Consider the following 21,375-nt stretch of genomic DNA (forward strand, 5'->3'; position numbering starts at 1 on the left):
GATGCGAGACCAGCTTAAAACAATACTTTCAATACATCCTTCATACGAGTAGACTATAGGTAAAAGGAGCACGCTTACTAACTATAAGATTAGCTATAGTTCTTCTTCCTCAGTCAGTTCTGGCCGAAAATGAGATAGCGTGTTTTGTAGCGAACTATAGATGGCTTGGTTGATATGCTCCCACCTTTCCTTTTTCTCAGTATAGAATTTCTGATTTACTTCCAGCTCAACACCAATATACTGTTCATCGGTAAATTTGCGGCGCAGATACGTCGGGAAACCATCTGCAATGCCGAGATAAGGATAATTAAAACGCACCATCAGATCATTATCTTCATTCTGAAATTCCTGTTTCCAGCGGCGGCAAATGGTCTGCTCTAACTTTCGCTTAGGGTCATACAGCAACCCTATATCGGTCTCTCTAATCTCGCCATTCAGTTCGGGGGTAAAACTATGTACCGAAACATGGAGTACCTGCCGGCCGGCCATCACAAAATCATGAATAAAGTGCTCTACCTGCTCGCGGTACGGGAAATAATATTCCTTTAAAATAATTGCCTTGTCATCATCGTGCAGTTGCTTTGTAATGTCCGAGAAAAGCTTTGCATGATGTAGCGACCGGTTCAGTTCTACCAGCAGGCGCGTGGTCTCCGAATGAAAGGTTTTATCTGCTAAAGGCTCCAGTTCACGGAAAAGCTCCAGCGCACCAATATCATACCCCTCATGAGAGTACAATTGAGATTCTTTCCCTTCAAAAAAAGAAGAGTAGACCGCTGGTACCTGGTTTCCGCTGTGTTCGCAGGTAAGCAATAGTTTTAGCATGGTTTTTCAGGTAAATATACACCTCCGTTTTGCAGGCACTTTGCCAATTGGGTATATACTTTTTCGATAGTTTCTTTATCAGGGTTTAGTTTAGTAGCATCTAAAATTCGCTTGGCCAGGTTCCCCCTCGATAAGATGACATTAAGCGCATGTTGCACCTCAGGCTGTTCTTCCAGATTAATACATTCTGCGGCAATGTGTCGCCATAATTCGCCGGCCGTGCAATTACCATTACAATCAAAACCAAAGCAACGCAGGTATTCTAAATCAGTAATAATGGTTTCCTGCCCGTTAGATATAACCTGTACTAAGATCCTGGAAAGCCTGTTCTCGTCAAACGTCATCAACTCTTTTAATGATATCCAGCGCTCTCCTATCAAAGCCTGTATTAACGATACTGTTGCCTGTATTACAGCCATGTCAGCCACCGGGCTTTCCTGTATATCCAGTAACCGAATCTCAATTGTATTACGCTCAAAACGGGCTATAGCTCCACGCGAATTAAGGAATTCTTCCTGAAGTGTTCCTTCCGGGTCGTAAGGCGCAACATCGCCATACATTTTATTCAGGATCTGCTCTTCGTAATCCTTTTTATTAAACACCGCTTCTGGAACTACCTTGCCCGTTATACTTGGTATTTTGCCCTGGTTATGGCGATAGACCTCCAGTCGTGAGTCAAACATACCGGTAACTTTGCTGTCCAGTATCGGAGAAGAGGCACTTAGCGCCGGAAGTATCGGCAATACCATACGAATGGCTGCATGCAGTTTTGCAAACTCTTCGTCGTTGGCAAACGGCAGGTTCAGGTGTGTGCTTTGTAAATTTGCCCAGCCATGCCCTTTGCAGTCGAAAATACGGTTATAAGCTTCATAAACAGCGTTGTGCTCATGGGGCCATAGTTGAGTTTCGGTATCCGGATTCATAGTTGGGTGTGCTCCGGTTGGCAGAAGCATGGCATCGTACTTTTCCAGCATCTGGTTTATTTTCCGTATATGCTCCTGAAACTTACAATGAAGACCTTCAACAGATCTTACTGGCCCCTGCGTTTTAAGCTCCACCACATGCAGCACCAGTTCGTTGCTCCAGGCTATTTCACCAAACTCTACATCCGAAATATATTGGCCAACTTCATCATAGATCAGTTTATCGGTTATTGGCAGTACGCGCAAGTCCTTTTTACTTACGATCATGTACTCTAACTCCACACCGAAGCCTTGAAAAAGGCCCAACGTGCATTTAGGCTCAAGGCTATTCATTGGGTCTGATGTTTTTATGGTTGTCGATACGTCGCTTAATGGATTTGATGATAGCAGCATATAGTTCTTTTTTAAGGATTTTATCTTCACAGCCCGAATCGATGCTCGGGTTATCGTTTACTTCTATTACGTAAGCTTTTCCGTCAATTTCTTTAATGTCCACGCCATACAGGCCATCGCCAATCAGGTTGGCCGCCTTCAGGGCTGTATGCAACACATGAAACGGCACCTCCTCGAACGGCACTACTTCATCATCTCCTTCTTCGTCCTGCTTCTTTTTTCCGTTCCAGTTATAGATCTGCCAGTGGTCTTTTGCCATAAAGTATTTGCAGGCATAAAGCGGCTGTTTATCCAGTACACCAATCCGCCAGTCAAAATCAGTTGGTGTAAATTCCTGCCCGATGATCAGTTCAGAGTCTGAAAGCATTTCATCCAGTTCCTTTTTCAGGCTTTCTGTATCTGTTGCTTTTACCACACCCTGCGAGAAAGAACTGTCCGGCTTCTTGAGCACACACGGCAAACCCAACTCCTCCTCTACCTGCTCCCGGTTATCTTTATGGATGATCATGGTCTTAGGCACAGGTACTTTTGCCTTTGTAAGCAGCTCAGCCAGGTACACTTTATTTGTACACCTTAAAATAGATGTCGGGTCATCGATCACCACCAGTCCGTCTGCAAATGCTTTTCGTGCAAATTTGTAGGTATGGTGATTCACCGAAGTGGTCTCCCGGATGAACAAAGCATCAAACTCGGCTAGTCTGCGGTAGTCATCTTTGGTAATAAGTTCAGTGTAGAAACCCTGCTGTTCAGCTGCCTCTACGAAATTTTGTATCGCGCGTTCGTTTGATGGCGGAGCTTTTTCTTCGGGGTCTACTAAAATGGCCAGGTCGTATACTTTGCGTGCAATGCGCGCACCTGCAAAACGGTGGCGTGCAAAGTAGGCTTTCGCAAACTTGTTCATGTACCGCTTATGGTTATCAGGCACATCAGTAACCGGAATCGGAGAGATACTTTGCAACACCCATTCATCCTTAAAAACAAATTGCGCGCGAAGCAGTGGTGCCTGAAACAGGTCATGCAGTTGCTTGCATAGCTTTTCGTATTTCTCAGCCACGTTCTGTCCGAAGTAAATGCTCAGCGTAAAAGTTTTTGATTTTAGCTTACCCAGGCTTTTTTGCACCAGGTCGTTTATTTCCATGGTAATGGCCCGCGCTATAGTTGGCGTTTTCAGGTCCTGCATGGTGGTAACACTTGGTATGGGCTTATGACCGCGGGCCTCTGCCAGCAACGACACATAATACCCGGCACTCTGGTATTTATAGCTGCGGCAAAGGTTAAAGATCCTGGCATTTTTTATATCAGTATAAGTAGTATCTGTCAGGTATGTCTGGGCATCAACAACTTCTACGTCTTCTATCTTCGTTTCCCAGTCTTTTGGGTAATCGACAACTACTATCTTTCGCATGTTTGGGGTTATTCGGTTAGGGGTATTTTGGGCTCAATGGCCAGCAGGTTGGCATCGAAAGTAGACATACCCAGCATAATAGAACTGAGCAGATGCGAGAGCCCAACCTCATAATAGTTATTTTTAAAATAGGGGTTTTCCGGGTACGGATCAGCCACTACTACATGTTGCAGGTCGTCGGTAAAACCACAAAGCACTACAAAATGGCCCATCGGGTAGCCCTGCACGTCATCGTACACAGAATTACCAGCTTCATCGGCAAATTCTCGTGCGCTCCGGTACAGATAGGTGGCGCTAAGGCCAGTGAGCATTGGCACACCGTTATCAAAAAAAGTTCGCAGCAAGGCAACTGTTAGGTCTTCGCAGCGCAATGTGCCGCCCAGCTTCAGGAATTCAATGTAAGCTTTGGATGCTCTTCTGAGTTTTTTGCCCGTTTTAATTTCCAGCTGCTGTTCCAGTTTGGCTATGATCTCCTCATTTGAAAGATCGAACCAGGTCGGGTCGAAAACATTCAGATTGTAAGTGAAAATAGTGGCATTGTAGCCGCGCTGCAGAGCATGGCAGGCGAGCAGAACTTCCAGTGTGCCGCCTTCATCTAGGTAAGGAACTGTTTTTATTACCTCACTCAGCGGAATAGGATCTTTAAAGTACTTGTACACGGCATGCAGGCTGGTTGGGCCGCAGGTTGAGTCGTCTGGTTGTGTGTGTATCTTTATTGGTATCACTATGTTTTGCGTTGTATGTAACAAGTAACAGTGTGAACCTTATACGCTTTACCAACTATAAGTTTTTTGAATAAAACAAGATAGAATATGACCGATAAGAACTAAACCATCCAGCGGACTGTCAAAAAGATAGGCTATACTTTAGTATGTGAGCTAAATTGGTTATCTTAGTTTAAACCAGTTATCAATTTAAGAGATGCAGTGGAGCTTCAGTTTTAAGCAGCGTACTAAAGTAGCAGTTGCCTTTGTTTCCATGTTTGTGATTATCGTGATCGCGAATTGGTTTGTTAGCTATAGTATGGAGCAGGTCGGACGTAAGTTTCAGTCTGTATACAAAGACAGGCTTGTGCCTTCTCTGGATATTTCGGAAATGCTGGAACGCTATTACCAGAACCGCATGCTGCTGGAAGAACACATTCTGGCAACCAACACTACAAGTCAGGACAGCCTGCAACAGATTATTATTTCCAACACAACAACCATAGATTCGCTGGCATCTAAATTCGAGAACACGTACCTCGTAGAGCAGGAAATGATAGAGCTTATAGATTATAAAGTGCAGTTTGCTAACCTGGTGCAGGTTCAGGACGAGATACTTAGACAGAGCAGCCAGGGTAACAAAGCAAAGGCCCGTAAACTCTATTTAACAAGCGGACAAGAAGCATTCCAGGGCTTGCTGGAGCCACTTCATGCGCTAATCCGGGTGCAGGTCAATGTGGGTCAGGAGCTATACCAGTCAGCTGACAAAAATGTAAAAATGTTAAAAGTCCTCTCCTATTTGGTGATCGGACTAGCGGTAATTATAGCACTTATAGTTGGTACCCTACTGCAAACATCGCGAAGGCTAAACCAGGTAAAGCCCCAGAAATTCCACCTGAATTAAGAATTTCAAGATCTGATGGATTTCAGGATCAGGCTATGGCTGTAACTAAAAGGATTTGATGTATTATGTAGAGACGCAATTTTTTGCGTCTCTTTTTTTATGAAACTGAGTTTACACGCTGCCCATAATAGAGCTTGTTCTTGGCAAAGACTAAACTGGATCTAATCAGCTAATAATGCATTTACAGCCACATCAACTTTAGCAAAATCAAAGCCTTGTAATACCTGCTGCATTTGTTGCCTGATCTGTTCTGTACAAAGGTTGCCTATACTTCCTTCATGGGTGTGATTTAACTGATCAGGCGCTTCAAATGATCCGTTGGCTATAGTTGCCCCAACATTCTTATAAGCATCCCGGAAAGGTACCCCCTTCAGTACTTCATTGTTCACGACTTCCACGCTAAAGGCATACTTGTACTTTTCGTCCTGCATGATGTTGTCTTTAACGATTAGCTTTGGCAGCATGTAGTTCGCCATGTGAAGGCAGTCGAGCAAGGTGCTAAATGCAGGAAAAAGGCTTTCTTTCAGGAGCTGCATATCGCGGTGATAGCCGGACGGCAGGTTGGAAGTTTGAAGGGCTATTTCATTTGGCAAGCCTTGTAGTTTGTTGCACTTGCCACGTATCAGTTCGAACACATCGGGGTTCTTTTTGTGCGGCATAATGCTGGAGCCGGTGGTCAGTTCATCAGGCAAACTAACAAATGCAAAATTCTGGCTCATGTACAAGCAAAGGTCCATCGCCATGCGGCCGATAGTTGCGGCTATAGTTGCCAGCGCGGTTGCAACCACACGTTCCGTTTTTCCACGTCCCATCTGCGCATACACCACGTTATAGTTCAGGCTCTCAAAGCCCAGCAAGTCTGTAGTTAGCTGGCGGTTTAGCGGGAACGACGAACCATAGCCGGCTGCAGATCCTAACGGGTTTTTGTTACTGATGCGGTAGGCAGACTGTACTACCAGCAAGTCATCAATCAGGCTCTCGGCATATGCACCAAACCATAATCCAAACGACGAAGGCATAGCTACCTGCAGGTGCGTGTAGCCGGGCAATAATTTGTTTTTATGCTGTTCGCTCAGGTTTTGTAAGGTATTAAATAAGGTTTCGCTAGCCTCTACCACCAAGCGCAATTGGTGGCGCATGTATAGTTTCAGGTCAACCAACACCTGGTCGTTTCGGGAGCGGCCGCTGTGTATCTTTTTACCTGCTTCGCCAATGCGATTGGTCAGCAGCAATTCTACCTGCGAGTGTACATCTTCTACGCCATCTTCAATCACAAAATTACCCTGCGCCACTTCACGGTACATTTGCTTCAGCTCTATCTGTACTGCAGTCAGATCATCATGCTCCAGCAGACCAACTTGATTCAGCATGCGCGTGTGCGCCAGCGAACCAAGTATGTCGAACGGAGCCAGTTCCAGGTCCATTTCACGGTCGTTTCCCACGGTAAAACGTTCTATTTCTTCCTGTACCTGTATATCTTTCTGCCAGAGCTTCATGTTGTTGATGGTTAAATTGCTGTATTGTTAAATTGTTGATCTGGTAACTATAAAACTACCTTTTCAAGCATTTTGATGTAAAGCTGGATGCCTTCTTCCAGTTCCTGTAGTTCTATGTATTCATCAGCGGTGTGTGAGCGGGCGGAGTCTCCAGGGCCGAGTTTTACGGATGGTACACGCAGCAACGCCTGGTCGGATGTGGTGGGTGAACCATAGATGTTACGGCCAAGCGATAAGCCAGCCTGTACAATTGGGTGGCTGAGCGGAATACCGGATGGCTGCAAACGTACCGAGCGTGGCGTAACAGTTGACTTCACATGCTTCTTTACCGTTTCCAGCACTTCTTCTAAACTATAGGCATCGGTTACGCGCACATCTACGGTAAACTTACATGTATCGGGCACTACATTATGTTGCGAACCAGCCTGCACCACTGTAACACTCATCTTGATCGGGCCGAGCGTTTCTGATACCTTCTCAAACTTATAGTTGCGGAACCACTCAATATCCTGTAGTGCTTCATAGATGGCGTTTACACCTTCTTCGCGGGCGGCATGGCCTGCCTTTCCTTGCGCTACACAGTCCAGTACCAACAACCCTTTTTCAGCTACGGCCAGGTGCATTTGAGTAGGTTCGCCAACTATGGCAAAGTCGATTTTGCCCAGTTTTGGAAGTATAGCTTCCAGCCCGTTTGTACCAGATATTTCTTCTTCGGCAGTGGCGGCAAGTACGAAGTTATACTTCAGGTTCTGCTGCGGATTGAAGTATAAAAACGTCGCGATCAGAGACACCAAGCAACCACCGGCATCATTACTGCCGAGTCCGTATAGTTTACCATCTTTTATAGTTGGCGAGAACGGATCTAAGGTATAGCCTGCGTTTGGTTTTACGGTATCGTGGTGCGAATTTAATAGTATAGTTGGTAGTTCCGGTTTATAGTGTTGGTTGAATGTCCACACGTTATTTCCCTGTCTCTCAGCTTGTATACCATGCCGTTGCAGGAAATGACAAATGGCATCAGCAGTCTTATCCTCTTCTCGACTGAATGACGGAATACTGATCAGTTCCTTTAAGAGCTCCAGCGCTTCGGTGTATAGTTGATCAGTTGTCATGTTATGCTTCCAGCGCTATAGTTGTTCCGGCAGCTTTTCCTTCTGCCATCGCCAGCACATCTTCCGACTGACCAATTTTAACAATGCTTACGCCACTTCGCAAGGTAGCAAACGCATTGTCCAGCTTCGGAAGCATACCTGCGTAAACCTGCCCTGCGTCTTGCATGGCTTTATACTTGTTTGGTGTCAGCAAAGCAACTACAGATTCATCATCTGCAGCATCTTCCAGCACGCCTTTCTTCTCGAAACAATAGAGCAACTGCACGTTATACTTCTGCGCCATGGCTACAGCTAAAACCGAAGCAACTGTATCAGCATTGGTGTTCAACAAAGAGCCATTGCCATCGTGGGTGAGCGGTGCGATAACTGGTGTAAAACCTGCCTGCAGCATGGCATCCAGCGCCAGCACATTTATACTTTCAGGGCCTTTAACATCTCCAACAAAACCGTAATCTATAGTTCTAACCGGGCGTTTTTCTGCTTTAATGATATTGGCATCTGCACCAGTTAAGCCAATCGCGTTGTTGCCTAAGGCCTGTAGTTTCGCTACAATATTCTTGTTCACTAGTCCGCCATACACCATTGTAACAACCTCAAGTGTTTCGGCATCTGTAATACGGCGCCCGTCTACCAGTTTCGGTTCGATGCCCAGCCGCTGGCCAATGGCAGACGCTATTTTACCGCCGCCATGTACCAACAACTTAGGACCCGTTACTGCAGCCCAATCAACCAAAAAGTTTTGCAGCAACCGGGGATCATCAATTACATTTCCACCGATCTTAACTATAGTCAGCATTTATTTTTTTGAGTTTCTTGACAACTTGACAAACGACTTCTCGGTTTGATGAGAATAGTCTTTTGTCCTTTGTCACGTAGTCTTTTGTCTAAACTAAAGTGATTCCAGCATGCGTTTAAGTACAGCCTGCGCAGCGTAGGTGCGGTTGTTAGCCTGCTCCAGTACCAGCGAGTTTTGTCCGTCAAGTATCTCGTCGCTTAGCTCCACGTTGCGTCGCACCGGCAGGCAGTGCATTACTTTGGCATTGCTGGTCAGCGCCAGCTTCTCGTTGGTCATCATCCAGCCTTCGCCATCTGTCAGCACCTTACCATATTGCTCGTAGCTCGACCAGTTCTTTACATACACAAAGTCAGCATCCTTCAGGGCTTCATCCTGGTTGTGCAGCACAGTAGCGCCTTTCGTAAATTCTTCAGCCAGGTCGTAGCCTTCCGGGTTCGTGATCACCAGTTCCACATCAGCCTGCTGCATCCATTCGGCAAACGAGTTCGCTACACACTGCGGAATAGCTTTCACATGCGGTGCCCAGGTCAGTACCATTTTCGGCTTTTTACCCGCTGGCTTTTGTTCGGTTATAGTTACCAGGTCAGCCAGGCTTTGCAGCGGGTGGCGCGTGGCAGACTCCAGGCTTACTATGGGAACTTTGGCGTAAGTGATAAACTTGTTGAGCAGGTCTTCGCTATAGTCTTCTTCACGGTCCTGCAGTTTCGGAAATGATCGGATTCCGATGATATCACAGTACTGACCCATTACGGCAGCCGCTTCTTTGATGTGCTCTACAGTAGTGCCATTCATGATGGCGCCATCTTGCGTTTCCAGTGCCCAGCCTTCTTTGTCCAGGTTCATCACGATCACGTTCATACCCAGGTTCTGACCTGCTTTCTGTGTGCTCAGGCGCGTGCGCAGACTCGGGTTCAGGAAAACAAGGCCAAGTGTTTTGTTCTCGCCGAGCGTTTTATATTTGTAAGGATTTTCTTTCAGGTGCAACGCTTCGGTTACCAGTTCATTCACATTGGCAACATCGTGCACAGAAGTATATTTTTTCATTTTATTTTTCCTTAAGGGTACAAACTATAGCTTCGAAAGCTGTTACAAAAGCCTCTACTTCGCGCACGCCTATGGTAAGCGGTGGCAGCAGGCGTAGCGTATTTTTATCAGATGAGGAGCCTGTGAAAATACGGTGTTTCTCCAGCAACTCTTTACGGATCGGGGCGCAAGCTTCTTCAAGCTCTACTCCTATCATCAAACCTTGCCCACGTACTTCGCATACACCAGGCATGTTTTGTAGTTGTTCCTTCAGACGCTGCCCTATGCGGTTTGCATTATCAACCAACTGCTCCTGCTGCATCACTTCCAGCACGGCAAGTCCGGCAGCACAGGCCAGGTAATTACCTCCAAACGTAGTGCCCAGCATACCATGTTTTGCTTCAATTTCCGGGCTTATCAGAACGCCACCGATTGGAAAACCGTTTCCCATACCTTTAGCTATAGTAATCAGGTCTGGATTAACGCCGGCATGCTGGTGCGCAAAGAATTTACCCGAACGTCCATAGCCAGACTGTACCTCATCCAATATCAGCAATGCACCGGATTTCCTGCAACCTGCTTCCACGACCTTCAGGAAAGTTGGTTCCGGAATATGCACGCCGCCTACTCCTTGTATCCCTTCAACTATAACAGCTGCCAGTTCATCACCATGTTCTTTTAGTGCCAGCGCAAAAGCTTCCAGATCATTTAAGGGCAGAAATACCACATTATCTGTTTCGTTTACCGGCGCAATTATAGATGGATTATCGGTAGCGGCCACAGCAGCAGAAGTACGCCCATGAAAAGCTCCTTTAAATGCGATGATCTTTTTGCGACCCGTTTGGAAAGATGCTAGTTTAATAGCATTCTCGTTGGCTTCGGCACCGGAGTTACACAAAAACAAACTATAGTCAGGGTAACCGCTGAGTTCACCTAGTTTAACAGCCAGTTCTTCCTGCATCGGCATCTGCACCGAATTAGAATAAAAACCGATATCATAAAGTTGGCGGGCAATACGCTTGGTGTAGTAAGGGTGGCTATGGCCAATAGAAATAACTGCGTGGCCGCCATACAGGTCCAGGTATCGGGTACCTTTATCGTCCCAGATGTAGCAGCCCTGGCCGCGTACGGGGTTTATATCAAAGAGAGGATAAACATCGAAGAGATTCATGGTATCTGCGTTGAGAATTAGATGTAAGAAGTAAGACAGTAAATGAAGTACTTGACGTACATGGTTTTAATTGTTAGTTGTTGTATTGTTAATTGTTATTTCGGCAATTGTCATTTTCAGTGTAACGAGAAATCTATTTCTAATCTGAGATAGTTCTCTCCTATCGTCGAGATGACATTCCATAGTTAAAAACCCGAAGGCTTCAGTTTTAACCCAGCCGTCTCTTCAAGTCCGAAAATCAGGTTCATATTCTGTACCGCCTGGCCCGATGCCCCTTTTAAAAGGTTGTCAATCAGGCTGGTGATCACAAGCATTTCACCTTGTTTTTCTAAATATAGAATACACTTGTTTGTGTTCACTACCTGCTTCAGATCGGGTATACTGTTGCTGATAAACACGAATGAATGTTTACTGTAATAGGTGCAGTATAGTTCGTTGGCCTGGTCTATAGTTAAGCTGCAGGGCAGATAGCTGGTGCAAAGTATACCACGCGTAAATGGCCCGCGGTACGGCACAAAATGTATTGCCGGCAAATCCTGACCTGGCTGTAATTCGTGCAGTGTGCGACGGATCTCGTTCAGGTGCTGGTGGTTCAGCACTTTATAGCTAGAGATGTTACCGCTGCGCCAACTATAGTGTGATGTCGGGCTCAGGCTTTGGCCGGCTCCGGTACTACCCGTAATACCGCTCACATGCACTTCATCGGTTATCAGACCATTAGCTGCTAATGGTAATAGTGCCAACTGAATGGTCGTGGCAAAACAGCCTGGATTGGAAATGTGCTGCGCCTGTTGTATATTTTCGCGCTGCAGCTCAGGCAAACCGTAAGTAAAAACTCTTCCGTTCGCATCTATAGTTTGGGCATTGCCTGCCTCCCCGTTCCATCGGAAATCCTGGCTAAGATCGATGATCTTAGTGCTTTCAACAAATGTATTCTCAGCCAAAAACTTCTTTGCTTCGCCGTGGCCCACACACAAAAACAGCACGTCAACTTCCTGCTGAAATGAGTCGCTGAAGTATAGTTCGGTCTCTCCTAAAAGATCAGCATGAACAGCATGTACAGGCTTACCTGCCTGGCTTTTGCTATGCACGAAGGTCAGCTCCACATTCGGATGGTTCAGCAACAGGCGAAGCAATTCTCCACCTGTATAACCCGCTCCACCTATAATGCCCGCTTTTATTTTTTGCTCGCCCATGCGTCGGTGGTGTTATTTACGTTGTGGTATAGTTTGGTCTGGTTGCCAAATATTTTTGTAAAGCCTTTCACGTCATCGGCTGTCCAGGCGCGGTTCATTTCACCATAACTGCCAAATTTGTCGCTCATCAGGTCGTGTGCACTTTCAATGCCTTCCACCTGGAAGCGATAAGGTGCCAGCAGCACATGTACTTTACCCGTCACCGTTTGCTGTGTACTCTCCAGGAAAGCTTCAATATCGCGCATCGTTGGGTCCAGCAGCTGCCCTTCGTGCAACCAGTTACCGTACCAGGTAGCCAGTTGGTCTTTCCAGTATAGTTGCCATTTGGTAAGCGTGTGCTTTTCCAAAGTATGGTGTGCTTTGATGATCACCATAGGTGCAGCAGCTTCAAAACCAACTCTGCCTTTAATGCCGATGATCGTATCGCCCACGTGTATGTCACGGCCAATCGCAAACGGACCGGCAATTTCCTGTAAACGCTGTATTACCTGTACCGGGCTTTCAAAAACTTCATCGTTCAAGCCAACCGGCTCACCGTTTTTGAAAACTATAGTTACGCGCTCCGGCTCCTGCTTTGTAAGCTGCGTTGGGTAAGCAGATTCAGGTAAAGGCAGGTGCGATGTAAGTGTTTCTTTTCCGCCTACTGATGTACCCCAGATGCCTTTATTTATAGAATATTGTGCTTTGGTGAAGTCCATTTCCACGCCATGCTTGCGCAGGTATTCGATCTCCTCTTCGCGCGACAGCTTCATGTCACGAATCGGGGTGATGATCTCTACATCCGGGATGATCGCCTGGAAAACCATGTCGAAACGGACCTGGTCGTTACCGGCTCCGGTGCTGCCGTGCGCTACGTAATCTGCCCCGATGCTCTTCGCAAAGTTGGCTATACTTAAAGCCTGCGTTACGCGCTCCGCACTTACCGATAATGGATAGGTATTGTTCTTCAGCACATTGCCGAATATCATGTACTTGATGCAACTTTTGTAGTAGCTTTCTTTCTCATCCAGGTGTGTAAATTGTTTTACACCTAAACTATAAGCGCGGCGCTCTATTTCCTGGATTTCTTCAGCTGAAAAACCACCAGTATCTACTAAGGCAGCATACACTTCAAGCCCCAGTTCCTGCGACAGGTAAATAGCACAATATGATGTATCGAGACCGCCGCTAAAGGCTAACAAAACTTTCTTCATAACTATAAATTATACATTGGTAGCCTTTAGGAGGCTTGCTTGTTCTTATCTTTTTCCTGTTCCGGTAATACAATTGGCTGCAAGGCCAGGCGCTGACGGTAACGTACCCAACGCTCCTGCAGGCTGTTGGTTTTAGCAGCTGGCTTCTGTTCCATAATTGGCAAAGGCATAAAATTCTGCTCCTTAGCTGGGTCAAACAACATGGCAGTGCACAGGCAATTGCTGCGGTTCTTGGCTTGAAGTATCTCAAAGTTCACGCAGCTCTGGCAACCTTTCCAGAACATTTCATCATCAGTCAACTCTGAGTAAGTAACAGGCTTGTAACCCAGGCCAGAGTTGATCTTCATAACTGCCAGCGCGGTAGTCAAGCCAAAAATTTTGGCATCAGGGTATTTGGTGCGCGACAGTTCAAATATCTTCTGTTTGATCTTGCTGGCAAGGCCGCTTTTACGAAGCTCCGGTGAAACTATAAGGCCGGAGTTTGCCACATAGTTGCCGTGTCCCCATGTCTCAATATAGCAGAAACCAGCCCACTTCCCGTCCGGGTGCAGGGCGATAACAGCTTTGCCTTCCGCCATTTTCTGGGCCACATATTCGGGCTTGCGTTTGGCAATACCGGTGCCGCGCGCCTTGGCAGAAGCTTCCATCTCATCGCAGATAGTCTGCGCATAACCCACGTGGCGCTCATCAGCCACAGCAACTATAAAGTCGGGTAAATTGGTCATCTAAGGAAAAAATACAGTAAAGCGGCACCTAAAGCCGGAATTAGTAAAATTTGGAATGTGCAAATGCCTTGAGCTGCCTTTCGAAAAAGCTGAGCTTACGCATTGTGTTCCCGGAAATATTTTAGTGATTGTGAGGCAGGATCACCGCATAGGCGATCCGAGAAAACGTCGGCCTAGGGCCTGCACCTGAATGAAGAAAAGGCGCACCTGAAAACTGCCCTGCATACGCGGACAGAAAAAGTCGCACGCTTAGTGGCAGCGTGTTTTATCGTTGGCTCGGCACCAGATAAAAGGACCTTTTTTTTCATTTGTTTAGTAAGCGGATATACTGTCTGGCTGCTTTTTTACTTCTAAAGCAGTGCAAATGTTTTCACTAAAAAATTGTTTTTCCAACAATCGCTTTAAAATTCAATTAAAAATTATACATCATATAGGTAAGTTATAGTTTGTGCTGCACCGGTAGTTAAAGTATAGAAATTGGCTGATATGGATTAACTTGCAGCTTTTCTGCTTTACATGATGAGAAACCTGAACCTGCCGGTGATGATCGGCATTTTATTTTCTGCAATTGGGCTTGTTACACTTGTTATGCTGGGCCAGCCCCTTACTGCTGCCATCTGGCTGAGTTTTGGTAACGGCCTACTGCTTACAAGCCTGCGTTTTAAACGCGTGAACGAGTTTGGAGACCTTGAACAGCAACCAGTGCCAAAAGCGAGATTTTATGCTGGAATTTTACTGATCGTGATGGCTGGTATTTTATTGATCCTACAGATCATTCAGGATCTTCAGAAGATGCCGGCTCAGTCTTAGATCCTGTTCTGCAGCGTAAGTGTTACAGTATAAGGAATAGAATTCCGATGGAAAGTGAGCCGTAACTGGTTGCCTGGCTTACCATCCAATAAATTGAGCACATGGTTCAGATCCAGGTCGTTGCAGGTTTTGCCATTTATAGCCATTAACTGATCTCCCTGTTTTATACCTGCTTCTTTCGCTGCTGAGTTTTCGGATACATTAGATACGACATAAACGTTAAACCCGGGCATGGGCGTGCTTACCTCAAAACCGGCAATGTTGTAACTGAAAGGCTGTTTGTATTTATGGTTTGGTATTAACACCAGGCGGTTATGCGGATAATCAAAAATAACAGTGAAGCGCTTCAATATATCAGAGCCAAGATTTCCGTTCCGGTTTGCGATGTTCAGGGCTACCCGGATTGCCTGCTCATTAGGGTAAGATGCAGGCAGGTCCTGGAACTGGTATCTGCCAATCGACATACTGTTTATCCTGCCTATCTTTCCGTGTATATCCCCGCTTAGTCCACGACCCAGGTAGGCTTCCATTACTTTTGGTGGTAGTTTTAGTTTATCGTTAGTTGGCAAATACAACGACAACGAATGGCTGGCGCCTGTATCAACTACCAGTTTTACGTTTAAAGAATCACCGTTATACTGTCGCACTTTAGCATACACATATGCTTTGCAATCCTCTATAGACAGCTTATGCACTTCAGCTTTTTTACTGATCCTGATCTTAGCATCTGGTCGGTAGAGTGTTATAACATGCGTGTTATAGTTAATCTTAACTATAAAATTTTTAAAAATATCATACCCGATGATGCCATGTACCGGCATTCCCATACGGGTAGACAGGTTAAATACATCTTCAAGTAATACATACACTTCGTGGTTCACTCCTTCAATTTCGCGGAGGTACATGTTGTTACCATTCGAAATAAGAGCTTCTAATGAAAAACCTTCTCCTAAACCCTGAACCGTTATTTTGCGGGAGTTATTTAAACTAATGCTGTCGCTATAGTCCAGCTGCGTAATAAGTGTACTGTTAACACCCGAATCGAGAATAAAATTGAGTGGTTTGGAATCGTTTATTTTTACAGGAATAACGATAAGATTGTGAACCAGCTTAAATGGGACCTTGATCTTTTTGGTTTTGCCGGTAAAGTATGCGGTATCTTGAGCTATAGTTTGCCCCCTCGCTTCCGGCTGTACCAGAAAGCAGCTTAAAAGACAAAGCAACATTGGGAAAAATGCTTTTGTCATAATGGTTGGGATCGCGTGTAAGAGGTTAATACTCTATAAGATACGTAACAAAACCATAGTCAGGTAATAAATATACTAAATTCCGGATAAATTTATACTCCCAGGAATTCTCTGCACATTATAAACCTATAGTTGCACATCGTAATAATGTCTGATTTCTGAACCAAAGCTTTGCTATAAAATTGATTTTTGACACCTTCAAAAACCTGGCATTTAAGAGGTAAAATCTATGTATTTTTCAGGTAAGTCGATCAGCTATTTGCCGGTCTTTTGTAATAGTTTTAAAAATAGGACTCACCTAATAAATAAGCTGTAAAATAATAGCTGTTGTCAAAAAGCAGGCTACTCTCCTACTTGTAGTATTTTGCACAAAACCAACCGCGCAAAATCAGTCTTTAATGTTTACCAAGCATGCTAAACTCCAAAAAACTGTGATTTTAGCCTATTTTTGATTAACTTAGACATAACAGCAACTCCAAACTAAAACTTATAATTATACTTTACTAATAAATGCATTTCATAGACCTATCTATTTTTGTCATCTATATGCTGGCCATGCTCGGTGTTGGCTTTTATTTCCTGAAAAAGAACGAAGGTGCCGACGATTACTATGTAGGTGGCCGAACTATGGGCAGCGGGCATATAGGGTTATCGGTAGTAGCCACAGATGTTGGTGGCGGCTTTTCGATTGGCTTAGGTGGGTTAGGTTTTGTTATGGGACTTTCGGGTTCCTGGATGTTATTTACCGGCTTGCTGGGTGCGTGGCTGGCTGCAGTCTTCCTGATACCGAAAGTAAAAGATAACCCTGCCTTCAGCCGCTTTCTAACCTTCCCTCAGATCTTTGGTCATTACTTTAACAGGCGTGTGGCTTTACTGGCAGGCATCATTTCGGCCATTGGCTACACGGGTTTTACAAGTTCGCAGATACTGGCCGGGGCCAAACTTGCCAGTGGAACTATAACCGGTTTAGACCTTACTACAGCACTGCTGATAATGGGTGTAATTGCGGTAGTTTATACCGTTATGGGTGGCATGAAAGCCGTCATTTATACCGACACTATTCAGTGGGCCATACTTATGGGCGGCTTGATCTTTATCGGGTTGCCGGTCTCGTTCCTGGCTGTCGGCGGTCTGGAGCAACTTACCTTTTCTAACATTACCAGTTGGCAATGGTTGTCTGAGCAATCAGCCCGGAGTATGTTGGCTATCCGTACGACATTGCCAGCTGAGTTTCTAAGCCTAACCAATATTACCTGGCAACAGATCGTGAACTGGGCCATTACCATTATACCGATCTGGTTTGTAGGGATGACCCTGTACCAGCGCATTTATGCCTGTCGCGACACCAGAACAGCACGCCGCGCCTGGTACCTGGCCGGGTTGTTTGAGTGGCCGATCATGGCGTTTATGGGGGTGATGCTGGGTTTACTGGCCCGTGTTGCGGCAGAGCAAGGCATGTTTGTAAATGTAGCAGGCGGAACTATAACCGACCCTGAAACCGGTTTACCCATGTTGCTTCGCACCGTGTTGCCAGTTGGTTTAACAGGACTGATGCTGTCGGCTTATTTTTCGGCCATTCTATCCACTGCAGATAGTTGCCTGATGGCTTCATCCGGGAACATCGTTACGGACATCATCAGCCACTTCAGGAAAACAGACCAGGATGCCCCCGAGACATTACGGTTATCACAAGTGGTTACACTTATAGTTGGTGCTCTGGCGCTTTGGCTGGCTACCATGATGACCAATGTACTTGACCTGATGCTGTACTCATATGCTTTTATGGTTTCAGGCTTATTTGTGCCGATCATCGGAGCGCTGTTCTGGAAACGGCGCAGCAATGTGGCTGCTTTCTGGGCGATGCTGATGGGTGGTATAGTGACTGTTTTACTGCAGACAACGATTCTTACAACTATAGATGAAAATGCCAACCTGCAAACTATAGCCGGCTCCATTTATAGTTACTTCCCGGCAACGCTGCAACAGAACTGGAGCAGCCTGGGCAACCCGGAACTTTATAGTTTACTGCAGCAAACTATAGCCGCTAACAGTATCGTCTATTTGCCAGTTATAAACCTATCGTTCCGCTTGCCATTTGGCCTAGACCCTAACTTCTTCGGCTTATCTGCGTCCTGCATTATCTATATCACGTTAACTTATTTATATCCCAACAAAAACAAGAACAAAACATGGCAGAGAACAACAGTCTCCACTACAACGTCTATACCCCTGAAAACAACACAGGTATAAACCGGGACGAGATACTGGATTTCCTTTTCAAGCATTTAGATGAGTATGGCGATAAGCGGGAAGACATTGCCAAGTGCATGGACTATGCGCTATCTACAGCCGAAGGGAAAGGCGGCGCCGTGCTGGAAGCCCGCGAAAATGGAGAAGTAGTAGGTGCCCTTATCCTGAACAATACCGGCATGAGCGGGTATATACCTGAGAACATACTGGTATATGTAGCAGTACATGGCAACCAGCGTGGAAAAGGTGTTGGCAAAAAGCTGGTGCAACTGGCAACCGAAACTGTGTCGGGCAGTATAGCCCTGCATGTTGAACCACAAAACCCGGCCCGCCATCTGTACGAGAAAATGGGCTTTACGAACAAGTATTTAGAGTATAGACTACAACGATAAACTATGGCAGTTTTAAAGCTGTACCGTGACAGATTACAACACAATTATCGCCACATTGACAAGGTATTTAAGGAGCACAACATAGATTGGGGCATCGTAACCAAACTGCTGTGCGGCGAAGAAAAATTCTTGAAAGAAGTACTGGCCTTAGGCGTAAAAGAGATACATGACTCGCGTGTAACCAACCTCAAAGCCATTAAAAAAGTAGCGCCCGATGTACAGACGGTTTACATTAAGCCGGCCCCTAAAAAAAGCATTCCTGAGATAATAGAGTTTGCCGACGTTAGCTTCCAGACCGAGTATGAGATCATAAAATTGCTATCAGCGGAAGCTGTACGACAAAATAAGCTGCACAAGATCATCATCATGATTGAGATGGGCGACCTGCGCGAAGGTGTGATGGGCGAAGAACTGGTTGGCTTTTATGAAAAGGTATTTGAACTGCCCGGCATTTCAGTGATCGGGTTGGGCGCTAATTTCAACTGCCTGCACGGGGTAATGCCAACCCGCGACAAACTGGTGCAATTAAGCCTTTACAAACAGATCATCGAGACTAAATTCAACAAAAACATACCGTGGGTTTCAGGGGGTACTTCGGTAACAATACCTTTACTTTTTACGCATCAACTACCCAAGGGTATCAACCATTTCAGGATCGGGGAAGCGCTGTTTTTCGGACTTAACCTGTTTACCGGCGAAACTTTTGAAGGCATGCATGATGACGTGTTCGAGTTATGCGCCGAGATAATTGAGCTCACTGAAAAACCTATGATACCGGACGGCATACTGGCTGAGAACCCGAGTGGTGACAATTATGAGATAGACGAAAGCCTGTATGGTAAAACATCGCACCGCGCCATACTGGATATTGGGTTGCTGGACGTGAATCCAAAGTTCCTTTTACCCAAAGATGATCTGACAGTAGTTGGTGCCAGTTCGGATATGCTGGTGGTAGAGCTTGGCGTTAATGAGAAGAACTATAAAGTTGGCGATGTGTTGCAGTTTAGCTTGCGGTATATGGGTGCGCTTAGCATCTTAAATTCCAGGTACATCAACAAAGAGATCGTGTAGCTGGTGTAAACTTATCCCAGCTTAAATATTCTTGTCTATATTTGCCGGATAGCTGCGTATAGTTCAGCTGCAAACTACCTAAACTGCAAAGTACATGCACTACCACGAGTACGCCGATCTGATAAATAATAACCGTAAATGGGTAGCTGAAAAGCTTGAACTGACTCCTGGATATTTTAAGCAACTGGCCCAGGGGCAAAAGCCTCCGTTTTTGTATATCGGGTGTTCTGATAGCCGTATGCCGATTTCCAGTTTTACTCAGACAGAACCCGGCGAGCTCTTTATACACCGTAATGTAGCAAACCAGGTATCGCTGACGGACATGAACTTACTGGCAGTGCTGGAATATGCCGTAGAAGCGTTGGATGTGCAGCACATTGTTATTTGCGGGCATTACTGCTGCGGTGGTGTAGAAGCGGCTTACAAAGGTACTGCCACAGGTGTAGTAGAGAACTGGGTAAGCCCGATCCGCGACATCTACATGCAGAACCGCCAGGAAATAGACAGCCTTCCAACTGAAAAAGAAAAGCTGAATAAGCTCTCAGAATTGAATGTGATAGCACAGGTAAAAAATATCTGCACCACATCTGTTATGCACCGGGCATACAAAACAGAAAAATTTCCGTCTGTACATGGCTGGGTGCTTGATATTGAACACGGCTACATAAAAGACCTGGAACTACCAACAAAGGAATGGCAGAGCCTGGGGATACTTCCTTAGTAAAGCATTTATAGTTAGGTTTAAACTGTTTTACCCGATTAGGGCATCCAGGAAACCTATTTCTTCATCTTTCTTTTTAAACACTACAAGCGGGATATCGGTATCTTTATCCAGCAGCTTTTCGGTTACACTGCCCAGCACAAATAGAGCAGCGGCACTTTTCCCTTTTGCCCCTATAGCTAACATATCGGCACGTGCCCGCTTTGCCTCCATCACTATTAGTTCTCCTATATCGTCCATTTGCTCCTGTTTAACCAATTTAAGCTGCGCCCGTTCTTTAAGCTCCGGAAACCGTGCCACAACTGTATCAAACTTATCTTCTGCAAAACGGCGCATACGCTCTTCAAAATCTTCATACCTGATACCTAAGGTTATGTAGCCTGTCGGCACTTCATATACATGCAGACAAATGATCTCAAGGTTTGGCCGGGCTAAGGCAGAATGGAGTACCTGGTCCAGTGCCATCATGGAGTAATCCGAGAAATCGATACTTACTACCAGGCGGTTTAATTTAGGCTCCGCGGTTTCGGGTACAAAAAGCACACTTGTCCTGCCATTACGAAGCAGTTTCTTTGAAAGTACGCCACTGCCATGCAATCGTAGTTTACGTCCAACTATAAACAGGTCGACCTCCTTCTCTTTAGCCCACTTCAGCATCTCTTTTAATGGAGCACCTTCTGCCAGGTGCACATTTGTCTGTATATGCGTTAACTGACCAAAGTATTCAGCAACCCTTGTTTTTATGTGCTGCATTATACTTTCGTCTTCCGTCAGACGATGCTTCCCAAAGCTGTCAATCACTTCTTCTGGAATATCGCTCTGTTTTCGGATATGTACAAAGAAAACGTTTTCAATACCGGGCCGGCTGCACAAAAAAGCTGTATACATTATCAGCGTTTCGTCCATTTCCGTTAAGTCCAGCCCTACCAGCAGGTTTTTAAGGGGTTCCATACAGTTTTATTTTGTGTGATGTTCTTTCGCAAACTATAGTTTGCCAGGCTGTTATATATTATTGACGTAC

Annotated in this window: 20 protein-coding genes; 6 read left to right on the plus strand and 14 right to left on the minus strand. The window is 45.5% G+C overall.

Going from position 1 to position 21,375, the window contains the following annotated elements; all coding sequences use genetic code 11:
- Nucleotides 1-93 precede the first annotated feature (93 nt).
- The 4 genes from ABS362_RS17970 to ABS362_RS17985 are packed head-to-tail and all read right to left on the minus strand — an operon-like array spanning nt 94 to nt 4,268.
- Nucleotides 94-822 (minus strand): N-formylglutamate amidohydrolase, encoded by a 729-nt coding sequence (locus ABS362_RS17970; protein ID WP_350414246.1) that lies wholly within the window; start codon nt 820-822, stop codon nt 94-96.
- Nucleotides 816-2,078 (minus strand): carboxylate-amine ligase, encoded by a 1,263-nt coding sequence (locus ABS362_RS17975; protein ID WP_350414248.1) that lies wholly within the window; start codon nt 2,076-2,078, stop codon nt 816-818. The genes ABS362_RS17970 and ABS362_RS17975 overlap by 7 nt, the downstream gene beginning before the upstream one ends.
- Nucleotides 2,071-3,543: a RimK family ATP-grasp domain-containing protein gene (locus ABS362_RS17980; RefSeq protein WP_350414249.1), complete on the minus strand. Its 1,473-nt coding sequence runs from the start codon at nt 3,541-3,543 to the stop codon at nt 2,071-2,073. The genes ABS362_RS17975 and ABS362_RS17980 overlap by 8 nt, the downstream gene beginning before the upstream one ends.
- 8 nt (nt 3,544-3,551) lie before the next feature.
- On the minus strand, nt 3,552-4,268 hold the full coding sequence (locus tag ABS362_RS17985; RefSeq protein ID WP_350414251.1) for a C39 family peptidase: 717 nt from the start codon (nt 4,266-4,268) through the stop codon (nt 3,552-3,554).
- Between the two features lie 196 nt (nt 4,269-4,464).
- Between ABS362_RS17985 and ABS362_RS17990 the strand changes: the two genes are divergently transcribed.
- Nucleotides 4,465-5,151 carry an MCP four helix bundle domain-containing protein gene (locus ABS362_RS17990; RefSeq protein WP_350414252.1) on the plus strand — a complete coding sequence of 229 codons (687 nt, stop codon included), beginning with the start codon at nt 4,465-4,467 and terminating at the stop codon, nt 5,149-5,151.
- A 161-nt stretch (nt 5,152-5,312) separates the two neighbouring features.
- Here the strand turns inward: ABS362_RS17990 and argH are convergent, their stop codons facing one another.
- The 8 genes from argH to ABS362_RS18030 all read right to left on the minus strand — a co-directional run bounded on the left by argH (nt 5,313) and on the right by ABS362_RS18030 (nt 13,863).
- On the minus strand, nt 5,313-6,647 hold the full coding sequence (gene argH / locus ABS362_RS17995; RefSeq protein WP_350414254.1) for an argininosuccinate lyase: 1,335 nt from the start codon (nt 6,645-6,647) through the stop codon (nt 5,313-5,315).
- A gap of 47 nt (nt 6,648-6,694) precedes the next feature.
- Complete coding sequence (locus ABS362_RS18000; RefSeq protein WP_350414256.1) at nt 6,695-7,759, minus strand: M20 family metallo-hydrolase; 1,065 nt, start codon at nt 7,757-7,759, stop codon at nt 6,695-6,697.
- Between the two features lies 1 nt (nt 7,760).
- Nucleotides 7,761-8,555, minus strand: coding sequence for an acetylglutamate kinase (argB, locus tag ABS362_RS18005; RefSeq protein WP_350414258.1), 795 nt, complete (start codon nt 8,553-8,555; stop codon nt 7,761-7,763).
- 93 nt (nt 8,556-8,648) lie between these two features.
- Entirely contained in the window at nt 8,649-9,599 is a 951-nt protein-coding gene (locus tag ABS362_RS18010; RefSeq protein ID WP_350414260.1) for a Rossmann-fold NAD(P)-binding domain-containing protein, read from the minus strand.
- A 1-nt stretch (nt 9,600) separates the two neighbouring features.
- The gene (locus ABS362_RS18015) at nt 9,601-10,749 is read right to left on the minus strand and encodes an aspartate aminotransferase family protein (RefSeq protein WP_350414261.1); all 1,149 of its coding nucleotides are present in this window, start codon (nt 10,747-10,749) and stop codon (nt 9,601-9,603) included.
- A gap of 185 nt (nt 10,750-10,934) precedes the next feature.
- Nucleotides 10,935-11,945, minus strand: coding sequence for an N-acetyl-gamma-glutamyl-phosphate reductase (argC, locus tag ABS362_RS18020; protein WP_350414263.1), 1,011 nt, complete (start codon nt 11,943-11,945; stop codon nt 10,935-10,937).
- Nucleotides 11,927-13,138 (minus strand): argininosuccinate synthase, encoded by a 1,212-nt coding sequence (argG, locus tag ABS362_RS18025; protein WP_350414264.1) that lies wholly within the window; start codon nt 13,136-13,138, stop codon nt 11,927-11,929. The genes argC and argG overlap by 19 nt, the downstream gene beginning before the upstream one ends.
- A 26-nt stretch (nt 13,139-13,164) precedes the next feature.
- Nucleotides 13,165-13,863 (minus strand): GNAT family N-acetyltransferase, encoded by a 699-nt coding sequence (locus ABS362_RS18030; protein WP_350414265.1) that lies wholly within the window; start codon nt 13,861-13,863, stop codon nt 13,165-13,167.
- A gap of 516 nt (nt 13,864-14,379) precedes the next feature.
- Between ABS362_RS18030 and ABS362_RS18035 the strand changes: the two genes are divergently transcribed.
- Entirely contained in the window at nt 14,380-14,673 is a 294-nt protein-coding gene (locus ABS362_RS18035; RefSeq protein ID WP_350414266.1) for a hypothetical protein, read from the plus strand.
- On the opposite strand, the gene ABS362_RS18040 is transcribed toward ABS362_RS18035, so the two are convergent.
- Nucleotides 14,670-15,920, minus strand: a complete 1,251-nt coding sequence (locus ABS362_RS18040) for an aspartyl protease family protein (RefSeq protein WP_350414267.1) — start codon at nt 15,918-15,920, stop codon at nt 14,670-14,672. The two genes, ABS362_RS18035 and ABS362_RS18040, sit on opposite strands and share 4 nt — an antisense overlap.
- 510 nt (nt 15,921-16,430) lie before the next feature.
- On the opposite strand from ABS362_RS18040, the gene ABS362_RS18045 reads away from it, so the two are divergent.
- The 4 genes from ABS362_RS18045 to ABS362_RS18060 all read left to right on the plus strand — a co-directional run bounded on the left by ABS362_RS18045 (nt 16,431) and on the right by ABS362_RS18060 (nt 20,354).
- Nucleotides 16,431-18,170, plus strand: a complete 1,740-nt coding sequence (locus ABS362_RS18045; RefSeq protein ID WP_350414268.1) for a sodium:solute symporter family protein — start codon at nt 16,431-16,433, stop codon at nt 18,168-18,170.
- Nucleotides 18,110-18,562, plus strand: a complete 453-nt coding sequence (locus ABS362_RS18050; RefSeq protein WP_350414270.1) for a GNAT family N-acetyltransferase — start codon at nt 18,110-18,112, stop codon at nt 18,560-18,562. The genes ABS362_RS18045 and ABS362_RS18050 overlap by 61 nt, the downstream gene beginning before the upstream one ends.
- A 3-nt stretch (nt 18,563-18,565) precedes the next feature.
- Entirely contained in the window at nt 18,566-19,633 is a 1,068-nt protein-coding gene (locus tag ABS362_RS18055) for an alanine racemase (RefSeq protein ID WP_350414272.1), read from the plus strand.
- 94 nt (nt 19,634-19,727) lie between these two features.
- Nucleotides 19,728-20,354 (plus strand): carbonic anhydrase, encoded by a 627-nt coding sequence (locus ABS362_RS18060; protein WP_350414273.1) that lies wholly within the window; start codon nt 19,728-19,730, stop codon nt 20,352-20,354.
- Between the two features lie 30 nt (nt 20,355-20,384).
- On the opposite strand, the gene ABS362_RS18065 is transcribed toward ABS362_RS18060, so the two are convergent.
- Entirely contained in the window at nt 20,385-21,305 is a 921-nt protein-coding gene (locus tag ABS362_RS18065; RefSeq protein WP_350414275.1) for a universal stress protein, read from the minus strand.
- Between the last annotated feature and the right edge of the window lie 70 nt (nt 21,306-21,375).

The organism is Pontibacter populi (assembly GCF_040278685.1).
In the GTDB taxonomy this organism is placed as follows: domain Bacteria; phylum Bacteroidota; class Bacteroidia; order Cytophagales; family Hymenobacteraceae; genus Pontibacter; species Pontibacter populi.

What these genes read in the sequence shown, in the direction of transcription:
- argC (WP_350414263.1), bottom strand. Translation starts at nt 11,945, where the DNA reads ATGGGCGAGCAAAAAATAAAAGCGGGCATTATAGGTGGAGCGGGTTAT.
- ABS362_RS18030 (WP_350414265.1), bottom strand. Translation starts at nt 13,863, where the DNA reads ATGACCAATTTACCCGACTTTATAGTTGCTGTGGCTGATGAGCGCCAC.
- ABS362_RS17975 (WP_350414248.1), bottom strand. Translation starts at nt 2,078, where the DNA reads ATGAATAGCCTTGAGCCTAAATGCACGTTGGGCCTTTTTCAAGGCTTC.
- ABS362_RS18035 (WP_350414266.1), top strand. Translation starts at nt 14,380, where the DNA reads ATGATGAGAAACCTGAACCTGCCGGTGATGATCGGCATTTTATTTTCT.
- argH (WP_350414254.1), bottom strand. Translation starts at nt 6,647, where the DNA reads ATGAAGCTCTGGCAGAAAGATATACAGGTACAGGAAGAAATAGAACGT.
- ABS362_RS18050 (WP_350414270.1), top strand. Translation starts at nt 18,110, where the DNA reads ATGGCAGAGAACAACAGTCTCCACTACAACGTCTATACCCCTGAAAAC.
- ABS362_RS18045 (WP_350414268.1), top strand. Translation starts at nt 16,431, where the DNA reads ATGCATTTCATAGACCTATCTATTTTTGTCATCTATATGCTGGCCATG.
- ABS362_RS17980 (WP_350414249.1), bottom strand. Translation starts at nt 3,543, where the DNA reads ATGCGAAAGATAGTAGTTGTCGATTACCCAAAAGACTGGGAAACGAAG.
- ABS362_RS18000 (WP_350414256.1), bottom strand. Translation starts at nt 7,759, where the DNA reads ATGACAACTGATCAACTATACACCGAAGCGCTGGAGCTCTTAAAGGAA.
- ABS362_RS18015 (WP_350414261.1), bottom strand. Translation starts at nt 10,749, where the DNA reads ATGAATCTCTTCGATGTTTATCCTCTCTTTGATATAAACCCCGTACGC.
- ABS362_RS17990 (WP_350414252.1), top strand. Translation starts at nt 4,465, where the DNA reads ATGCAGTGGAGCTTCAGTTTTAAGCAGCGTACTAAAGTAGCAGTTGCC.
- ABS362_RS18060 (WP_350414273.1), top strand. Translation starts at nt 19,728, where the DNA reads ATGCACTACCACGAGTACGCCGATCTGATAAATAATAACCGTAAATGG.
- ABS362_RS18065 (WP_350414275.1), bottom strand. Translation starts at nt 21,305, where the DNA reads ATGGAACCCCTTAAAAACCTGCTGGTAGGGCTGGACTTAACGGAAATG.
- argB (WP_350414258.1), bottom strand. Translation starts at nt 8,555, where the DNA reads ATGCTGACTATAGTTAAGATCGGTGGAAATGTAATTGATGATCCCCGG.
- argG (WP_350414264.1), bottom strand. Translation starts at nt 13,138, where the DNA reads ATGAAGAAAGTTTTGTTAGCCTTTAGCGGCGGTCTCGATACATCATAT.
- ABS362_RS18040 (WP_350414267.1), bottom strand. Translation starts at nt 15,920, where the DNA reads ATGACAAAAGCATTTTTCCCAATGTTGCTTTGTCTTTTAAGCTGCTTT.
- ABS362_RS18055 (WP_350414272.1), top strand. Translation starts at nt 18,566, where the DNA reads ATGGCAGTTTTAAAGCTGTACCGTGACAGATTACAACACAATTATCGC.
- ABS362_RS18010 (WP_350414260.1), bottom strand. Translation starts at nt 9,599, where the DNA reads ATGAAAAAATATACTTCTGTGCACGATGTTGCCAATGTGAATGAACTG.
- ABS362_RS17970 (WP_350414246.1), bottom strand. Translation starts at nt 822, where the DNA reads ATGCTAAAACTATTGCTTACCTGCGAACACAGCGGAAACCAGGTACCA.